The organism is Halopenitus malekzadehii (assembly GCF_900108505.1).
Lineage (GTDB): Archaea > Halobacteriota > Halobacteria > Halobacteriales > Haloferacaceae > Halopenitus > Halopenitus malekzadehii.
This window is the reverse complement of record NZ_FNWU01000001.1, coordinates 647,248-664,628: the sequence shown is the minus strand read 5'-3', so window position 1 is coordinate 664,628 and position 17,381 is coordinate 647,248. Positions and strand designations below refer to the sequence as shown.

Sequence of the window (17,381 nt, the reverse complement as noted above, 5' to 3'; positions counted from 1 at the left end):
CGTGACGTTCCCGGGCCCGCAAGCACCCCAGGTCTGAGGCGCGCAGCGGATTCTCGTGACCTGTGCGGGATCGGTCCCGATGGAAGCCGGCGCTGTGCGCCGGCGACGAAGCGAACGAGGGCCAACGAGATGCAGTCTCGTGCGGTCGCGGGACGTCGAGCAGCCGAGGGCTTTCGGGATCGTCGTTTCGAACCTGTCCCTCACTCCCGGTCGACGTCGACGGCCCCGTTCGGACCGATCCGGACGACGACGTCGAAGATGGGGCGAACGGTCCCGACGACCATCTCGTGGTGGGCGTCGGGGTCCATATGGAAATGCGCCCGACACCCGCTTGCGGCCAGCCGCCGGGTCAACACGTGGAGAAACCGGAACAGCTTCTCGTCGGAGACGGCCTGCTGCAGCGCCGTCAACGAATGCAGACAGAAGACGATCGGCCGCCCGTCGGATTCCCACTCGGAGAGCTGTTTGGTGATCAGGATGCCGAGCTTCGAGAGGTTCCCGGGCCGGGAGACGCGCGTGACCGAGACCGACTGTCCGCCCCCGGTCGTCTCCGAGGCGACCGACCGCGACCCGCCGTGGCTGCCGACCTCGATCGCTGCGATCTCGCCGGCGTCGATGCCCGCCCGGTGACACACGTCGATCCGCTCGGCGGCCGACGCTTCGACCGCGACCAGGAGCACGTTTCGCTCGCGAGGTCCCGCCGGCGCATCCTCGTCGGCCGGCCCGGACCCGACCGCGTCGGCCGCCGCCCCCTCGCCGGCATCGAGCAGTCGACCGCAGGCCGCCGTCGAAAGGGGCCCCGACAACGGGCTGAGCACGAGCGCGCTCGATCCCGGCTCGATCGCGTCGAACGTCGGAAGCTCGGGGACCGACTCCGATCGTGGCTCGTTCGTGGGTCCCGTCGGCACTGATGCATCGGTTGCGTCAGCCAGTGATTCGCCGAGGTGATCGATGTCGGAATCCCGGTCACCCACCGGTGACGTCGGCGTCGGCGACTCCCTGCCGGCCGTCCCCGAGTCGGCCGAACCCGATTCGGCCGCATCCGAGTCGGTGGACGTCGCCTCGATGGCGGATGCCGCCGTCGCCTCCTGCGAGTCTGATGACCCAGTCTTGGCCGACTCAGCCAGCTCAGCGGGCTCATCCGCTTCAACCGACTCAGCCGGTTCATCCGTTTCGACTGAGCGAGTGTCCCTCGGCGATGAGTCCGTGTCCGTCGTCGCCGAATCCGTGTCCGTCGTCGCCGAATCCGTGTCCGTCGTCGCCGACATCGACGACGTCGGGTCGTCCCATATCCGCCCCGTTGACGTGCGATCCGCCGACTCCCCGGCGTCTGCGGGGACATCCCCTTGAGTCTCGACGGCGTCCGTCTCCGTCGCGTCCGTCCCCGTCTCCCCCGCGGACCAGACGCGATCGTCGGCATCTCCCGGCTCCCCAGCAGTGTCGGTTTCCGTTGCCGGCTCCGTATCCGACTCCGGGTCGGGCGCTCCGTCGCCGGTCTCCCCCGCCTCCGGTGGTCCCTCGTCGTGCACCCATTCCCAGGAATCCGCATCGTCCTCCGAATCGGCGCCAGTCGTCATCTTCGCTCCGTCGATCGTCTCGGCGCGATCAGTCCCCCCGGGATCGCTCTCGGTCTGCTCGGTCTGCTCAGTCTGCTCGGCCGTTTCAGGATCGCTCTCTGTCGTCGATCCCGTCCCCGTGGTGGATGGTGAGGCGGGCGTCGTGGATTCGGTCGGAATCGGGTCCACCTCGGCTGGCCACCGGTCATCCACGTCGTCGGGTGCGGTATCGCCCGCATCCTCGCTCGCATTCTCGTCCTCACGGCTCGCATCGCCCGCCACCTCGTCCGGCGTCTCCGTGGCCGTCTCGTCCCCGGTTTCGCCGCGCAAGCGGGCTCGGAGCTGCTCGAACCGCCCGCGCCGTCGCAAGTCGGCGGAGTCGCCGTCCGGATCGTCGGCATCAGCGGCGTCGCCGGTCATCCCCGAACCTCCAACCGAATCATGACCCACACGGCCCGCACCCGCCCGTGTCGGCACGCCCCCGACGCGACCGGCTCACGCGTCACCGTCGAGGGGATCGTCGTCGGCCCCGTCGGACGCGTCGACCGGGGGATCCGTCGGTCCGGTTCGCAGCGTCGCCGACGCGAAGGGGTTCCAGCCCGCCGGCTCGACCGCCCGGAACGTCGCGGTACAGTCGGGACAGCGGGGCGCCTCGAGCAGCGCGAGATCGACCGTTTCGCCGCAGTCGGCACACGCCGCCGTCCGGATCCCGGTCGTCATCGCCTCTCGTCTGAGCGCCGCAAGCCGGTCGCGGTCGTCGAGCCGCGATCGGATCGACGCGAGCTCCGACTCGAACGCCGACCGAATCGCCGCCTCGCGGTCGTCGAGCCGGCTCTCGAGGTCGTCGACCATCGAGAGCACGTGTTCGAACAGCGCCTCGATGTCGTCGAACTCCGAATCGATCCAGTCCTCGAGATCGCCGATCTCCCGGTCGACCGCCGTCTCGGTGGCGTAGGGATCGAGGTCGTCCGCGGTCAGGAACCGCTCGGTGGACTCCTCGAGCGACCGGACCCGGCCGTTGATCCGCGTGATCTCGTCGGAGATCCGGTCGGTATATCGATCGTGGCGTTTGCGCTGGTCCTCGACGTCGAGCGAGAGGTCGTGGAGATGGCGTTCCAGGCGATGCGTGTCAGGGGTCGACCCCGATCCCGACGCCACGTCGGCCGACTCCAGGAGCGCCTCGAGGACGTCCTGGCGGTCACCGGCCATCCCGGCAGCGGTGTCGTCCTCGGTGGAATCAGTGTCGGCGTCGTCCTCGGCAGCATCGCTGACAGCATCGTCCGCGACGGAAGCGGTGGTATGGTCACGATCGTCGTCCCCAACGCCCGTTTCCGCCGTCTCGGCAGCCGACTTCTCGGCGTCGGCGTCCTCGGTGCCGACGTCCGACGAATCGAATCCCGGGACGGCGACCGAGTCCTCAGCAGTCGACGAACCGGATCGATCCTCGCCGTCGCCGTCGGACCCGTCCCCGGATCCACGACGGAGGTTGTCGAGCTCGTCGAGCACCCAGAGGGCGGACACCAGCTGGTTCAACAGCTCCTGTTCGGAGACGCCGCGGGCTGCCGCCGTCTCGGCGACCCAGTCGGCGAACGGCTCGGCGTCGGCAGGTAGATCGGTCATCTGATCGGGGGTGGGGACCATCGTCTCACGGTACGTGTCGTTCGTCTGAATGTTATTCTGCGACTGAATAAAGGTATCGGGGAATCCCGCCGGGATCGGCGCCGCGCCCCGGACGACGTCTTGCGTTCGTCGGACGCCGTCGTCGTTCGCATCCCAAGGGTAAACTACCCTCCCCTACTCCCTCGGTGCTTCGCGCCTCGGTCCTTGAGGGGAGGGCTTTGATGTGGACTCCCGGCAATCAGTCGCCAGCAATCGACTGGTGACTCTTGCCGTTCACTATCCCACCATTCACACGCACGTCTACTAGTGCGTCTCCGCCCCCCGACGTGGGCGAGGAACGGAGTTTGTGTGTCCGTTTTCGGGCGTACCGCACGCCAATGTTCTTTCCGGCGTTGTAATCCGCGTTCACCTCATACCCGCACTTCTGGCACTCGAACTGTTCCCCCTGGCGGTTGTCCTCGTGCGTGAACCCACAGTCCGTCCGTGAACACCGTTGGGACGTGTGGTTCGGCTCAACTTTCTCCACGGAGATGTCCTGTTCAGGGGCTTTGTAGGAAACGTATTCAAACAGGCGTCGGAACGCCCAAACGTGGTGCCACTTCGCGTGTGGAAGCCGCTCTCGAATGTCGCTTAACTCCTCGAACGCGATCACATCGCAATCGTGTTCGACGGCTTCCGAGACGAGTTCGTTGGCGATCGTGTGGATGTACTGTGTGCGCCAGGCTTCTTCGCGTTTCCCGAGTCGAAGTAAGGCGTTGTGCGCGGCCTGCGTGCCGCGCTGCTGCATCTCACCGCGCCGTTTCTCGAACTCACGACACCAGTGGTCGTAGTCGTCCCCCTGCCAGAACGTGCCAGTTGAGGACACAGCGAGATTGTTGACGCCGAGGTCGATTCCGAGGACCGTTTGATCGGGGTGCTCGGTATCTGCAGGACCCTCTGCGTCGTCACCGTCTGTCCGCCGGGTCGAAATATTGAGGTAAAACTCGTCAGTCGCCTCATCGTACCGTAGGGTACTCTCGCGGAACTCGTAGTCTTCGGAGAGTACGTACCGCTCGTAGGGTGTCGGACTCTCTGCTGGGAGAACGAACGACGGTTCGACTCGGCCCTCAACAGTTGCCAGCGATACCCTGTTTCGGGAGATGGTTGCGCTCCGCGCGTCGTAGTCCATTGTTTCGGCGGTGAACGTGGGACAAGAGACGCGCTGTCCCTTTTTCCATCGCTCGACAACGCCCTTGATGGCTTCGACGGCGCGACGAATCGCGGCTTGGACGAGTTGTGCCTGTAACTCCGTTTCCTCCCGGAGTTCGGAGTAGAGTGTGTCGCGGACCTCTCGCTTGTTGGTCTTGCACTCCGTGTATGTTGCTTCGGACCAACAGTAGTCAGCGGTTCGGTTGGCGCAGTACAGGTATTGGTCGGCGGTTCGGTGGAGTGCATCGCGTTGCTCGTCGGAAACGGCGAGTTTCACGACGGAAGTTCGACGCACGTCCATACTTCAGAGTGTATTTTACGGTATTTATACGTTTGGGAGTCGAGTGGTCGCAGTCTGTCGGTTGTGTCGTCCCATATCGGGTTCCTCCCCGACCTACTCGCTCACTGGTTCGCTCTGTGAGGTCGGGGGCTCCACCTCGAATTTGCTGATCTCCTGGTGGATCTCCAGGTCGGCGTTTATAAGCGTCCGCGCCGTCGAGGGTCGGTATGCTCACGTTCATCGGGCTCGGGCTCTACGACGAGCGGTCGATCACCGTCGAGGGGCGGGACGCGCTGCGGGCGGCCGACCGCGCGTTCGCGGAGTTCTACACGAGCCGGCTCGTCGGCGCGGACGTCGACGACCTCGAAGCGGCACACGGAACGACGATCGAGGTGCGCGACCGCGCCGGGGTCGAGCAGGACCCCGACCCGATCCTGGAGGCGGCCGCGGCCGGCGACGCGGTCTTTCTGACCGCCGGGGACACGATGGTCTCGACGACCCACACCGACCTCCGGCTTCGCGCCGAGGAACGCGGGATCGACACGCGCGTGATCCACGGGGTGACCGCCCAGTCGGCCGCCTCCTCGCTGACCGGCCTGCAGAACTACCGGTTCGGCAAGGCGGTCACGCTCCCGTTCCCGTACGCCCACGGCGGCGACGGCGTTCCCGACAGCGTGATCGAGACGATCGAGGCCAACCGCGAGCGCGGGCTCCACACGGTCGTCTACCTCGACATCAAGGTCGGAATCGGCCCCCGGGGCCCCGACCCGGACCACGAGGAGTATATGACCGCAGACCACGCCGCCGCCATGCTCGCGGACGACTGGGCGGACGTCCTCGGCGTCGTCGTCGCCCGCGCCGGCAGCCCCGACGCGGTCGTGGCCGCCGACCGCCTCTCCGCGCTGGCCGACCGGGACTTCGGTGACCCGCTCCACCTGCTCGTGATCCCCGGCGACCTCCACCACGTCGAGGTCGACGCGTTGGCCGGCCTTGCCGATGCACCGGCCGATCTGCTGCCGGATCGGTAGGGGACGGCGTATCGGTAACCCTGCGCCGGATCGATCGGGTCGCTCCCCACGAGCGGCGCGGACGGGAAGCGATTAGTCGCCCCACCAGCAAGGGCGCCTATGGAGACGACTGACGCCTATACGGGACTCGCCTGTCACGACTGCGGGGCCGACCACGACCTCGTGGCCGCGGCCCGCTGTCCCGACTGCGGCGGACCGCTCGATCCGACCTACGACTACGACGCCGTCGATCCGGCCGCGGTCGAGGCGGCCATCGATCCGACCGCGATCGGGGACGCCGCCGCGGATGCGGGGACCGCCGCGGATGCGGGGACGACCGCGGACGGGATGTGGCGGTTCGACGCGCTTCTCCCGTTCCCGGCGACATCGGCCCTGTCGGCGCGGGAGGGCGGTACGCCGCTCGTCGCGGCCGATCGGTTGGCGGACGAACTCGACGTCGCGGACGTGTTCATCAAGGACGAGGCGCGCAACCCGACCGGGACCGCCCTCGACCGTGGCCTGTCGGTGACGATGACTGCCGTCTCGGAGTTGGACGCGGACGGCGGCGATGTCGCGACGGACGCGGGTGACGCCGGCGTCATCGAGCCGCTCGTCTGTGCCTCCCCGGGGAACGCGGGCCAGTCGATGGCGGCCTACGCGGGACAGACCGGGCTGCGGTCGTACGCGTTCGTCCCCTCGCGATGTGCCTTCTCGAACAAGGCGATGACGAACGTCCACGGCGGCGAGATGCGCGTCGTCGGGGGGCGCCATCCCGACGCGGTCGCGGCGGTCGACGAGCAGCTCGCGACAGACTACACCGACCTGACCGAGTTCGCGACGCCGTTCCGCCACGAGGGCGCGAAGACGACCGCCTACGAGCTGGCCGCCGATCTCGGCTGGACCGCTCCGGACGTGGTCGTCATCCCGACCGGCAGCGGCGAGTTCGTCGTGGGGATCGCCAAGGGCTTCCGGGAGCTCGAAACGCTCGGCCTGATCGAGGACCGACCGCGGCTCGTCGCGGCACAGGCCGAGGGATGTGCGCCGATCGCCGCCGCGCTCGAACGCGGGATCGACGAGCCGGAGCCGTGGGACACGCCCGACACGATCTGCGGCGAGCTGGAGATAGCCGACCCCGCGGGCGGCGCGTGGGCGGTCGAGGCCATCCGCGAGAGCGACGGGCGCGGCGTCACCGCCGGCGACGACGACGTCCTCGAAAGCGCCGTGGCGGTCGCCCAACACGAGATCCTCGAGATGGGTGCCGCCGGCGGCGCGGCCCCGGCTGGTGCCTGGGAGTTGGCCGAGGACGGGTTCTTCGCGGGCGATGAGACTGTGGTCCTGCTCAACACCGAAGCCGGACTCAAGACGCCGGACGTGTTGCGTAGCCACCTGATGGGTCAGGGGATCTGAGGGGACCCCGTCCGCGGATCGACCGCCACAACCGGCACGTCACCGGACCACCATCAGCATCATCGGACCACCATCAGCATCATCGGACCACCATCAGCATCATCGGACCACCATCAGCATCATCGGACCACCATCAGCATCATCGGACCCCATCGGCACCATCGGCACCATCGGGCCACCACCGACACCACCGGCACGAAAGGTTTACGCGAGACAGTTGCCTACCTGCCGGCAATGAGTCGCGGCCCCGAACTGATCATCACGGAGAAGGACAACGCCGCCCGGCGGATCGCGGACGTCCTCAGCGGGGAGTCCGCCGAATCCGACCGGGTGAACGGCGTGAACGTCTACAAGTGGGGCGGCAAGCGCTGTATCGGCCTGTCTGGCCACGTCGTCGGGGTCGACTTCCCCCCGGAGTACGGCAACTGGCGCGACGTCGAGCCCGTCGAGCTAATCGACGCCCCGGTCAGCACGGAGCCGACCCAGGAGGGCATCGTCGCCGCCCTGCGGCGGCTCGCGCGAAACGCCTCCCGGGTGGTCATCGCGACCGACTACGACCGCGAGGGCGAGCTGATCGGCAAGGAGGCCTACGAGCTCGTCCGCGAGGTGAACGAGGACGCCCCGATCGACCGCGTTCGGTTCTCCTCGATCACCGAGAACGAGGTGAAAGACGCCTTTGCGAACCCCGACGAGCTCGATTTCGACCTGGCGGCCGCCGGCGAGGCCCGGCAGGTGATCGACCTGATGTGGGGTGCCGCGCTGACCCGGTTCCTCTCGCTGTCGGCGGGCCAACTCGGCGACGACTTCATCTCCGTCGGCCGGGTGCAGGGCCCGACGCTCAAGCTGATCGTCGACCGGGAACGCGAGATCCAGGCGTTCGACCCCGAAGCCTACTGGGAGCTGTCGGGGAACCTCACCAAATCCGGCGGCGACCCCTTCGAGGCGAGCTACTTCCTGCTGGACGCCGACAGCAACGAGGCGGACCGGATCTGGGACGAGGACGTCGCCGAAACTCTCTCGCAGGCGCTCGATGCGGCCGACGGTGCGGTCGTCGACGACATCCGACGACGAACCCGCACCGACGACCCGCCGGTGCCGTTCAACACGACGCAGTTTATCCGCGCCGCCGGGTCCCTGGGGTACGGCGCCCAGCGCGCGATGTCGATCGCCGAGGACCTGTACACCGCGGGGTACGTCACCTACCCGCGGACCGACAACACCGTCTACCCCGACGACCTGGACCCCCGCGAACTGCTCGAAGCCTTCCTCGACACCGGGTTCGGCGACGACGCCGACGCGCTGCTCGACCGGGAGGCGATCGAGCCGACCGAGGGCGACGAGGAGACGACCGACCACCCGCCGATCCATCCGACCGGCGAGATCCCCGCGGCGTCGGACCTCTCCGACGACGAGTGGGAGGTCTACGAGCTGGTCGTGCGCCGCTTCTTTGCCACCTGCGCGCCGGCGGCCACCTGGGAGCACCTCCGCGTGGTCGCGCTCGCGAACGGCGAGGCGACCACGATCGCCGCCGAGGCCGATTCCCGATCCGCCCTTCGGGACCCCGAGGCGGCGGAGTCGGGGCGGGAACCCTCCCTGGCGGCCGACGGCGGGCTTCGGTTGAAGGCGAACGGTAAGCGCCTGCTCGAGCCGGGGTACCACGACGTCTACCCCTATCGGTCCTCGAGCGAGACGATCGTTCCCGACGTGGAATCCGGCGAGGAGCTCGCGTTAACCGACCGGGAGCTCGAGGGCAAGGAAACACAGCCCCCGCGGCGGTACGGCCAGTCCCGGCTCATCGAGGAGATGGAGTCTCGGGACGTCGGGACCAAGGCGACCCGACATAACACGATCGAGAAGCTCTACGACCGCGGCTACATCGAGAACGATCCGCCACGTCCCACCAAGCTCGCGGAGGCGGTCGTCGAGGCCGCCGAGGAGTTCGCCGACCGGATCGTCTCCGAGGAGATGACCGCCCAGCTCGAGGCGGACATGCAGGCGATCGCCGCCGGCGAGGCCGAATACGAGGACGTGACCGCCGAATCACGCGAGGTGCTGTCGGCCGTCTTCGAGGAGCTCGGCGACTCCCGCGAGGAGGTCGGCGACCACCTCCGGACGTCGCTCAAGGCGGACAAGCGGCTGGGTCCGTGTCCCGAGTGCGGCGCCGACCTGCTCGTCAGGAAGTCCCGGTACGGCTCCCACTTCGTGGGGTGTGACGGCTACCCCGACTGCGAGTACACGCTCCCGTTGCCCTCGACCGGCAAACCGCTCATTCTCGATGAAACCTGCGAGGATCACGACCTCCACCATGTGAAGATGCTCGCCGGGCGGAAGACGTTCGTCCACGGCTGCCCGCAGTGTCAGGCTGACGAGGCGGACGCGACCGAGGACACGGTCATCGGTGATTGTCCGGAGTGTGGGGACACCGAGGGTGGGGAACTCGCGATCAAGCAGCTCCGATCGGGCTCCCGACTCGTCGGCTGTACGCGCTACCCCGACTGTGAGTACTCGCTGCCGTTACCCCGCCGCGGTGAGATCGAGATCACCGACGAGACCTGCGAGGAACACGACCTGCCTCACCTTCGCGTTCACGCCGACGACGAACCCTGGGAACTCGGCTGTCCGATCTGCAACTACCGGGAGTTCCAGGCCCGCGAACACGGCTCCGAACTGCAGGCGATCGATGGGATCGGCGAGAAGACCGCGGAGAAGCTGTCCGACGCCGGTATCGACGGCGTCGAGGCGCTCGCAACCGCCGACGCGGACGACCTCGCCGAGCGCGTCGACGGCGTCGGCGCCGACACGGTTCGCGAGTGGCAGGCGGACCCCGACGTCGGGACGGCAGCCGATGGTTCCGACGCCGACGCCGGTGAGGACGAAGCGGAGGCGGCGGAAGCGGCCCCGGACGAGGGGGAGGAGATCCTCGAGGACATCGTCTCGGACGTGACCGGGCAGTAGCTGACGACGAGATCGACCATCTGCGGTGGCGTCCATCCGACGGCGACGGTATCCGGGCCGGGTTCGTGACTGGCAGGCAAAAGCGCAGTAACGCGGAGCGAACCGGAGCCGATCCGTTCACGACGGCCGCGAACCGGATGGCAACACGACGGCCGCGAACCGGATGACAACGTTGATTACCGCGATGGCGGTTCTGGTCGTATGGCCGATTCGAACCGCGCTCGGTACCACCCCTCACGGGAGACGATTCCGGAGGAGCATCGCCACCACTACGACGCCATCGCGGAGAGTCGCGGCGGCGTGCGGGGACCCTTCTCGATCCTTTTGAACAGCCCCGAGCTCGCCGGCCGGGTGGGGCACCTCGGCGCGTTCGTTCGGTTCGAAAGCGATCTCCCGGACGCCGACCGGGAGTTGACGATCCTCGCGACCGCCCGGGCGTTCGACTGTGTCTTCGAGTGGGCGGTCCACGAACCGATCGCCCGCGAGGCGGGCGTGAGCGGGTCGACGATCGACGTCGTCCCCGATTCGGCTCGGGGACGGTCGACGAGCTCCCGGCTCGCGAGGCGTGCCTCGTCTCGTACGTCCGCGAACTCATCGAGGAGCACGCCGTCTCGGACTCGACCTTCGAGGCGGCACGCGACCGGTACGGCGAAACGGGCATCACGGAGCTCACCGGGACGATCGGCTACTACGCGATGCTCGCCTGCGTGCTGAACGCCGTCGAGGTGGTTCCGGACGCGGACCGACCGCAGCTGCCGTGAGTCGCGGTCCCTCGCCCGTTATCCGTCGTCCATCCGCGCCGATCCATACCGGCTATCGCACCCTTTTTAGCCCCCCACGGCACAGTCCCGTGTAATGACGAACCCGTGGGCGGAGTGGGATCACGTCCTGAAGGTTGACCCCGACAAGGAGCTGTACGGGGACGAGACGTTCGAGGACGTCGCCGTAACCGGAACGGACGCGATCGAGATCGGGGGAACCCTCGGGATGACCGAGGAGAAGATGCAACGCGTGATCGACGCCTGCGCGGACCAGGACGTCGCCCTGTATCAGGAGCCGTCGAACCCGGCCGTCGTCGTCGACTCGCCGGCGCTGGACGGCTACCTCATCCCCACCGTGTTCAACGCCGCCGACCCCTTCTGGATCGTCGGCGCCCACGCCGAGTGGGTGCGCATCGAGGACGGCCTCGACTGGGACCGTACCACCACCGAGGCGTACATCGTGTTGAACCCGGAGGCGTCCGTCGCCGAGTACACCGACGCGGACTGTGATCTCACGGCGGATGACGTGACCGCCTACGCCCGCATCGCCGAGAAGATGTTCGGCCAGGAGATCGTCTACCTCGAGTACTCCGGCACCTTCGGCGACCCCGAAACCGTCGCCGCCGCGGCCGACGCGCTCGATTCGGCCACCCTCTTTTACGGCGGCGGTGTCCACGACTACGAGACCGCCAACGAGATGGGGAGCCACGCCGACGTCGTCGTCGTCGGCGACCTCCTCCACGAGGAGGGCTGTGACGCGGTTCGGGAGACCGTCGAGGGCGCTCGGGATGCGAACGCGGAGTGAGTGAGTGAGTGAGTGAGTGAGTGAGTGAGTGAGTGAGTGAGGGTGATTGCGGTCGTCGCCGAGTGAGGGAAATCGCGGCGGGCTCCGACCGGACCGATTCCGACCGGACCGATTCCGAACGGACCGATTCCGAACGGACGGATCCGTAGCTATTTCCCCACCGATCCGCAACACCGGATCGATGCTCAGCGACGTGATGGAGGATTATCTGAAGGCGATCTACGTCCTCCAGACCGAGGACGGTCCGCCGGTGTCCACCTCGGCGATCGCCGCGGAGGTCGACAAAACGGCGCCGACGGTCACCGATATGCTCGGCAAGCTCGCCGAGCGCGGGCTCCTGGAGCGGGAACCGTACACCGGCGTCGAACTCACACCGGAGGGGGAGGCGGTCGCGCTCGAGGTGATCCGTCATCACCGCCTGATCGAGGCGTTCCTCGCCGAGCAGCTCGATTACGACTGGAGCGAGGTCCACGAGGAGGCCGACCGGCTCGAACACCACATCTCCGAGGCGTTCGAGCGGCGGGTGGCCGCGGCCCTCGACGATCCGACGGTCGACCCCCACGGCGACCCCATCCCCGGCGCCGACCTCGAGCCGGTCACCGACGACTCGGTCCGTCTCGCCGACTGCGAGGCCGGCGAGACCGTCGTCGTCGCCCGCGTGTCCGACCGAGACGATGACGAACTCGAGTACCTCGCCGACGCCGGGATCACGCCCGACACCGAGCTCGAGGTGATCGACGTCGCCCCCTTCGGGATGGTCACCGTGCGGACGCCGGACGGCGAGCAGAGCCTCCCGGAGTCGGTCGCGACGTCGATCCGCGTTCGGCGACGGTGAGCGTGGTCGGTCGCGCCGAGGAACGGAGCAACCCGTGTTCCGACCCTGAATCTCGTATATTCGAGATCGCTCCAAAGATATAATAGATGCCGGTGACTACCAGCACGTATGCCCGAGTCCGGCCTCACCTCGTGGAGCCACGATCTCTCAGCCCGCGAGCGTGTCAGGAAGATCGCGACGACGCTTACACAACCGCGGTCCGTGGAGTGGATTCGCGATCAGGCCCAGGTCTCCTCGTGGCAAACGGCGAAGGACGAACTGGAGATGCTCGTCGAGTTCGGGCAAATCCACGCCTTCGAGGGAGACGACGGACATACGAAGTACGCGCCGAACTACCAACGACGGTATCTCACGGCGGTGACGGAGTTGATAAACGACCATACCCGCGAGGAACTCCGTGAGGAGGTCGCGGCTATCCAGACGGCGATCGACGAGTGGAAGGCCGAATACGGCGTCGGCTCCCGGTCGGAGTTGGAAGCGACGATCGCCGATGCTGACGCCGACCTCGACGGCGAATCGATCCGTGAACGCAACCGCGTGCTTCGCGAGTGGGAGCGGTATGCGGACAACAAGCGCTTGGTTGCTCACGCACTCGAACTCTACGACGATGCGCGCTCGCTTTCACCCGAATGGGACGGTCCCTCGAACACCTCAGTTTCGCTCTCACAGTAGGGAGATCGATGGTCTTTCTCGCGAATCGGGCGAACCTCGACAAACGGACGCTTCTGGGCCGGTTGCACAACCAACTCCGGACGCAGGTTCCCGCAGCGGACTCCCCGATCGAGCGGGTGTGGTATCACACCTCCTCCGGAAACAAGGTCGGCGTCCGAGCCGCCCTCTCCCCGTCGGGGTTCCTCGGCCAGTCGTATCCCATCGACACGGTGGAACTGCAGGTGTCTTTCGATTTCCCGGCGACTGCCGAACACGACTACTACGCGATCCAGTGGATCGAGTCGGAGCGAGACCTGCTGATCGGCTGGCACCAGGACGAGACCCATCCCGATCTGGGTCCGTGCCACTTTCAGATCGACCATCGTGATGAGACGATCCAACGAGCGACGGCGACGTTCCGGGATGAACACCCGCTGAACGTCTTCGATCAGCGACTCGATGACCTCGTCGTCCTGCTCAATGCGCTCGAGTGGACTGACGGTCAACCGTCAGTTCCCGACGAAGCGATCCGGTGACGGGTCATCGATCGTTCGTTCGGTTCGCCTGATCCGCCTTTCCCTCCTCCATCCCGTCCGTCCTCTCAACCCCATCCGCCTCATCCGCGTCACCTGCACCGCTTTTCTTCCCTGCTCCGATCAGCTCGATGGCGTCGCCGAGTCCCTCGAGGGTCGCCTCCCGTCCCTCGATCCCGGAAGCGTCGATCACGACGCGCCGCGATCCCGGGAGCGCAGTCGCGACCCGGCGGTTGTCGGTGAACGGAGATCCGACCACGACCGTCACGTCGGCCGCCGCGGCGCGGTCGGTGGCGGCCGCAGCGGCGTCGTCCGACACCCCGGCGAAGGGTGGAACGGTGACCGGGTCGGCGCCGATCTCGCGGGCGCGTTCGGCGGCCGCATCGCCCGCCGGGACGACGCCGACGCTTACCTCGTGGCCGGCCGCGACGAGGACGCCGACCGCGGTCGCCGCCCGCTGTCCGGTTCCGACGACGTGAACGCGGCGGCTTGCGGCGTCCGGGTCGTGATCGGGAAGCGCGGTGACGAGCGGCGCGGTCGATCCCGGCTGTTCGGTGACGACGGTCCGGGCGTCGAAGGCGTCCCGCAGGGCGGGCTCGGAGAGGACGGTTTCGGGGGTACCGACCGACCGAACGCGTCCGTCCGCAAGCAGCAGAAGCTCGTCGCAGTACCGTGCCGCGACGTTGAGGTCGTGGATCGCGGCGACGACCGTCTTCCCCGCTTCGACGAGATCGCGGACGAGCTCGAGGGTCTCGACGGTGTGGTTGACGTCGAGGCTACCGGTGGGCTCGTCAAGGAGGAGCACGGGGGTCTCCTGGGCGAGCGCGCGGGCCACCAGCACACGCTGGCGCTCCCCGCCCGAGAGCGTCCCGACGGAGCGGTCCGCAAAGCGCGCGGTGTCGGTCGTCGCCATCGCGTCGGTGACGGCCTCGCGGTCGTCGGCGTCCGCGGTCGAGAACCGCGATCGGTGGGGGGTTCGGCCCATCCCGACGACCTGTTCGACCGAAAAGTCGAACGAGAGGGTCGTGTCCTGTGGCACCGATGCCACGCGCCTGGCGACCGCTCGGGCGGAGCGGGTCGTGAGGTCCTCGTCGTCGACGCGGACGCGACCGCGGTCCGGCGCCAGGCTGCCCCGAAGCGTGCGCAGAAGCGTGGTCTTGCCGGCGCCGTTGGGCCCGACCACGCCGAGGAACGAGCCCGTCTCGACCGCCAGATCGACCCCCTCGAGCACGGTCGTGCCGCCGATGGAGACGGTCACGTCGGTCGCCTCGAGGTACGGTCGCGCATCGTCGGCATCGACCGTGGAGCCGGTCGCCGACGTGTCGGTCCCGGCCTCCGCCTCGTCGTCCGCCATCAGCCGAGCGTCGCGAGGCGGGCTCACAGCTCGTGCACCTCCCGCTTCCGGAGCAGGAACAGGAAGAAGGGCGCGCCCACCGCAGCGGTCACCACGCCGACCGGGATCTCGGCGCTGCCGAGTCGGGCGACCGTGTCCGCGATCACGAGGAAGGAGCCCCCCGCCAGGGCGGCTGTCGGAAGGAGGATCCGGTGGTCGGGTCCGACGACGAGCCGAAGCATATGGGGAACGATCAGGCCGACGAAGCCGATCACGCCGGTGACGGCCACGCCGGCCGCCGTGATCAGCGCGGAGACGCCCAGCAGGATCCGCTTCGTGCGCTCGACGGCGATCCCGAGTCCGCGTGCCTCCTCCTCGCCAAGCAGGAGGACGTTGAGGTCGCGCGCGTACACGAGCAGGACCGCGAACAGGACCGGCACGACCACGAGCGTGACGCGTACCTCCGCCCAACTCGCGCCCGCGAGGTGGCCCATCAGCCACCCGACGACCTGCCGGAGGCTCTCCTCGGCCTGCAGCTGGAGGTACGAGACCACCGCGCCGAGGAACGTCTGGACGGCCACCCCCGCAAGCAGGAGGGTCGCGACCGGGGTGCGGCCGTTCCGCGTCGCGATCGCGTAGACGCCGAAGGCGGCCGCGAGCGCGCCGAGAAACGCCATCCCCTGTAGTCCCAGCCAGTGGAGCCACCCGGGGAGCATCGCCGGCGCGACGATGAAGGCGACGGCGCCGACCGCGGCCCCCGATGAGACGCCGATGATCGACGGGTCGGCCATCGGGTTCCGGAAGAACCCCTGCATCACCGTTCCCGCCGCCGCAAGCGCAAAGCCGACGACCGCCGCAAGCAGGATCCGGGGCAGGCGGATCGCAACGACGATCTGCCGGTGGAGGTCCGCGACAGGATACGCGAACGGCGAGACGTAGCGCAACTCGATCGCGGGCACGAACAGCGGGCCGGGCATCGAACGCGTCTCGACCTCCGCGCCGACCGGCACGGCGAGCGCGTTCAACAGCACCTTCGTGACCTCGACGGGCGGAACCCGAACCGGGCCGAGCGCGGCGCTGACGGTGACGGCGGCGGCGAGCAGCCCCGCCAGTCCCAGACACCAGCTCGCCGTCCGCGCCACGATCCTCATTCGTTCTCAAACCGGCTTGCAGTAGGTAAATATTTATTGGGCTACGGCCGAGGACCGCCATGCGACCACGATCGATACTCGTCGCGAGCCTCGTCGCCGTTCTCCTGTGTGCCGGGGTCGCGGCGCCCGTCGCGGCACAGGGTTCGCCGACCGTTGACGGGACGACACAGCAGCAGACGGCCACCGCGGACGCCTGTTCGTTCCCCGTCGAGCTGACCGACGCCTCCGGGGAGACGCTCCGGCTCGAGGAGCGTCCCGAGCGCGTGACGACGACGAACCCCTCGGCCGCCCAGACGATGTGGGAGATCGGCGGCCGGGAGCAGGTCGTCGGGGTGACGCGGTACGCCTCGTACCTCAAGGGCGCCGATTCGCGAACCGACGTCTCCTCGGAGTTCGGCGTCAGCATCGAAAAGGTCAGGGGTACACAGCCAGACCTCGTCTTGGTTCCGAACTCAACTAACGCGGAGCAACTGGAAGATCTTCGTGACAAAAATCTCCCGGTCTTTCACCTCCCACGCGCGCACTCGATCGAGGACATTGCGGCGAAGACGACCACGATCGGGCGGCTCACGGGGAACTGTGAGGGTGCCGCCGCGACCAACGTCTGGATGAACGAGCGCGTCGAGGAGGCGCAGCTGTCGGTCGATGACGGCGATCGGCCGACGATCCTCTATCCGCTCGGCAGCGGGTACGTCGCTGCCGGCGACACCTTCATCGACGAGATGCTCTCGGTGGCGGGCGCGGAGAACGTCGCGGCGCGGAACCACACGGGATACCCGCAGCTGTCTCCGGAGGTCGTTCTGCAGTTCGATCCCGAGTACATCCTCATCACTGACCGCGATACCGACATCGTCGACGAGGAGCCGTACGCGAGCACGACCGCCGGCCAAGAGGGGAACACGATCCACGTCGACGTTCAGTGGGTCAACCAGCCGGCGCCGCGGAGCGTCGTCTACACGGTCGAGAACGTTTCGGCGCAGCTGGAGGCAGCCGAGGCGACGTCGGAACCGGTCGAGACGGAGGGATCGGCGGTGTCCACCGAGGCTACGGCAGTGCCGACCGACGCCACGACGACCACCGCCGGGGACGATGGCGAGGGTGACGACGAGGGGGGCAGCTCGGGGGTCGGTGCACCCGGCTTCGGGCCGGCCGTCGCCGCGATCGCGCTGCTCGTGACGGCGCTCGTCGCGCGCCTGCAGAGCGGCCGACGACGGTCGTAGCGCCGCGCGGGTCGCACCTTTCGTTCCACGACCGCCTCCTCGTCCCGTTCCATCTCGGCAGTCGAAACGACCTTACGGG

General features: G+C 67.9%; 14 protein-coding genes. 9 read left to right on the top strand and 5 right to left on the bottom strand.

The annotated features are described in order from the left end of the window. Positions 1 to 200 precede the first annotated feature (200 nt). The 3 genes from BLW38_RS03315 to BLW38_RS03305 all read right to left on the bottom strand — a co-directional run bounded on the left by BLW38_RS03315 (position 201) and on the right by BLW38_RS03305 (position 4,665). Positions 201 to 1,976 (bottom strand): DUF7504 family protein, encoded by a 1,776-nt coding sequence (locus BLW38_RS03315; RefSeq protein ID WP_092814206.1) that lies wholly within the window; start codon positions 1,974 to 1,976, stop codon positions 201 to 203. A 75-nt stretch (positions 1,977 to 2,051) separates the two neighbouring features. Continuing rightward, the gene (locus BLW38_RS03310) at positions 2,052 to 3,176 is read right to left on the bottom strand and encodes a hypothetical protein (RefSeq protein WP_143040790.1); all 1,125 of its coding nucleotides are present in this window, start codon (positions 3,174 to 3,176) and stop codon (positions 2,052 to 2,054) included. 238 nt (positions 3,177 to 3,414) lie between these two features. Next, positions 3,415 to 4,665 carry an RNA-guided endonuclease InsQ/TnpB family protein gene (locus tag BLW38_RS03305; protein WP_092814200.1) on the bottom strand — a complete coding sequence of 417 codons (1,251 nt, stop codon included), beginning with the start codon at positions 4,663 to 4,665 and terminating at the stop codon, positions 3,415 to 3,417. A gap of 206 nt (positions 4,666 to 4,871) precedes the next feature. Between BLW38_RS03305 and dph5 the strand changes: the two genes are divergently transcribed. The 8 genes from dph5 to BLW38_RS03265 all read left to right on the top strand — a co-directional run bounded on the left by dph5 (position 4,872) and on the right by BLW38_RS03265 (position 13,601). Further along, complete coding sequence (dph5, locus tag BLW38_RS03300; protein ID WP_092814197.1) at positions 4,872 to 5,672, top strand: diphthine synthase; 801 nt, start codon at positions 4,872 to 4,874, stop codon at positions 5,670 to 5,672. Between the two features lie 99 nt (positions 5,673 to 5,771). After that, positions 5,772 to 7,058: a threonine synthase gene (locus BLW38_RS03295; protein ID WP_092814193.1), complete on the top strand. Its 1,287-nt coding sequence runs from the start codon at positions 5,772 to 5,774 to the stop codon at positions 7,056 to 7,058. A 234-nt stretch (positions 7,059 to 7,292) separates the two neighbouring features. Beyond that, positions 7,293 to 10,013: a DNA topoisomerase I gene (locus BLW38_RS03290; RefSeq protein ID WP_092814189.1), complete on the top strand. Its 2,721-nt coding sequence runs from the start codon at positions 7,293 to 7,295 to the stop codon at positions 10,011 to 10,013. A 201-nt stretch (positions 10,014 to 10,214) separates the two neighbouring features. Then, complete coding sequence (locus BLW38_RS16780) at positions 10,215 to 10,727, top strand: carboxymuconolactone decarboxylase family protein (RefSeq protein WP_092814186.1); 513 nt, start codon at positions 10,215 to 10,217, stop codon at positions 10,725 to 10,727. Positions 10,728 to 10,868: 141 nt separating this feature from the next. Beyond that, positions 10,869 to 11,579: a phosphoglycerol geranylgeranyltransferase gene (locus tag BLW38_RS03280; protein ID WP_092814182.1), complete on the top strand. Its 711-nt coding sequence runs from the start codon at positions 10,869 to 10,871 to the stop codon at positions 11,577 to 11,579. Positions 11,580 to 11,760: 181 nt separating this feature from the next. Next, on the top strand, positions 11,761 to 12,414 hold the full coding sequence (locus BLW38_RS03275) for a metal-dependent transcriptional regulator (protein WP_092814179.1): 654 nt from the start codon (positions 11,761 to 11,763) through the stop codon (positions 12,412 to 12,414). A 108-nt stretch (positions 12,415 to 12,522) separates the two neighbouring features. Then, positions 12,523 to 13,086 (top strand): DUF7342 family protein, encoded by a 564-nt coding sequence (locus BLW38_RS03270; protein ID WP_092814176.1) that lies wholly within the window; start codon positions 12,523 to 12,525, stop codon positions 13,084 to 13,086. Between the two features lie 8 nt (positions 13,087 to 13,094). Further along, positions 13,095 to 13,601, top strand: coding sequence for a hypothetical protein (locus BLW38_RS03265; protein WP_092814173.1), 507 nt, complete (start codon positions 13,095 to 13,097; stop codon positions 13,599 to 13,601). 4 nt (positions 13,602 to 13,605) lie between these two features. Here the strand turns inward: BLW38_RS03265 and BLW38_RS03260 are convergent, their stop codons facing one another. Together BLW38_RS03260 and btuC are read right to left on the bottom strand one after the other, a co-directional pair. Beyond that, positions 13,606 to 14,952 (bottom strand): heme ABC transporter ATP-binding protein, encoded by a 1,347-nt coding sequence (locus BLW38_RS03260; RefSeq protein ID WP_092814170.1) that lies wholly within the window; start codon positions 14,950 to 14,952, stop codon positions 13,606 to 13,608. Positions 14,953 to 14,975: 23 nt separating this feature from the next. Further along, complete coding sequence (gene btuC / locus BLW38_RS03255) at positions 14,976 to 16,082, bottom strand: vitamin B12 ABC transporter permease BtuC (protein WP_092814167.1); 1,107 nt, start codon at positions 16,080 to 16,082, stop codon at positions 14,976 to 14,978. A gap of 59 nt (positions 16,083 to 16,141) precedes the next feature. Here btuC and BLW38_RS03250 point away from each other — a divergent pair, with 59 nt between their 5' ends. Further along, entirely contained in the window at positions 16,142 to 17,302 is a 1,161-nt protein-coding gene (locus tag BLW38_RS03250; RefSeq protein WP_092814164.1) for a PGF-CTERM-anchored ABC transporter substrate-binding protein, read from the top strand. Positions 17,303 to 17,381: the final 79 nt, after the last annotated feature.

Bases quoted from the DNA above. Each gene is read 5' to 3' on its own strand.
- BLW38_RS03265 (WP_092814173.1), top strand. From the start codon at position 13,095: ATGGTCTTTCTCGCGAATCGGGCGAACCTCGACAAACGGACGCTTCTG.
- dph5 (WP_092814197.1), top strand. From the start codon at position 4,872: ATGCTCACGTTCATCGGGCTCGGGCTCTACGACGAGCGGTCGATCACC.
- BLW38_RS03290 (WP_092814189.1), top strand. From the start codon at position 7,293: ATGAGTCGCGGCCCCGAACTGATCATCACGGAGAAGGACAACGCCGCC.
- BLW38_RS03275 (WP_092814179.1), top strand. From the start codon at position 11,761: ATGCTCAGCGACGTGATGGAGGATTATCTGAAGGCGATCTACGTCCTC.
- BLW38_RS03250 (WP_092814164.1), top strand. From the start codon at position 16,142: ATGCGACCACGATCGATACTCGTCGCGAGCCTCGTCGCCGTTCTCCTG.
- BLW38_RS03270 (WP_092814176.1), top strand. From the start codon at position 12,523: ATGCCCGAGTCCGGCCTCACCTCGTGGAGCCACGATCTCTCAGCCCGC.
- btuC (WP_092814167.1), bottom strand. From the start codon at position 16,082: ATGAGGATCGTGGCGCGGACGGCGAGCTGGTGTCTGGGACTGGCGGGG.
- BLW38_RS03280 (WP_092814182.1), top strand. From the start codon at position 10,869: ATGACGAACCCGTGGGCGGAGTGGGATCACGTCCTGAAGGTTGACCCC.
- BLW38_RS03295 (WP_092814193.1), top strand. From the start codon at position 5,772: ATGGAGACGACTGACGCCTATACGGGACTCGCCTGTCACGACTGCGGG.
- BLW38_RS03260 (WP_092814170.1), bottom strand. From the start codon at position 14,952: ATGGCGGACGACGAGGCGGAGGCCGGGACCGACACGTCGGCGACCGGC.
- BLW38_RS03310 (WP_143040790.1), bottom strand. From the start codon at position 3,176: ATGACCGATCTACCTGCCGACGCCGAGCCGTTCGCCGACTGGGTCGCC.
- BLW38_RS03315 (WP_092814206.1), bottom strand. From the start codon at position 1,976: ATGACCGGCGACGCCGCTGATGCCGACGATCCGGACGGCGACTCCGCC.
- BLW38_RS16780 (WP_092814186.1), top strand. From the start codon at position 10,215: ATGGCCGATTCGAACCGCGCTCGGTACCACCCCTCACGGGAGACGATT.
- BLW38_RS03305 (WP_092814200.1), bottom strand. From the start codon at position 4,665: ATGGACGTGCGTCGAACTTCCGTCGTGAAACTCGCCGTTTCCGACGAG.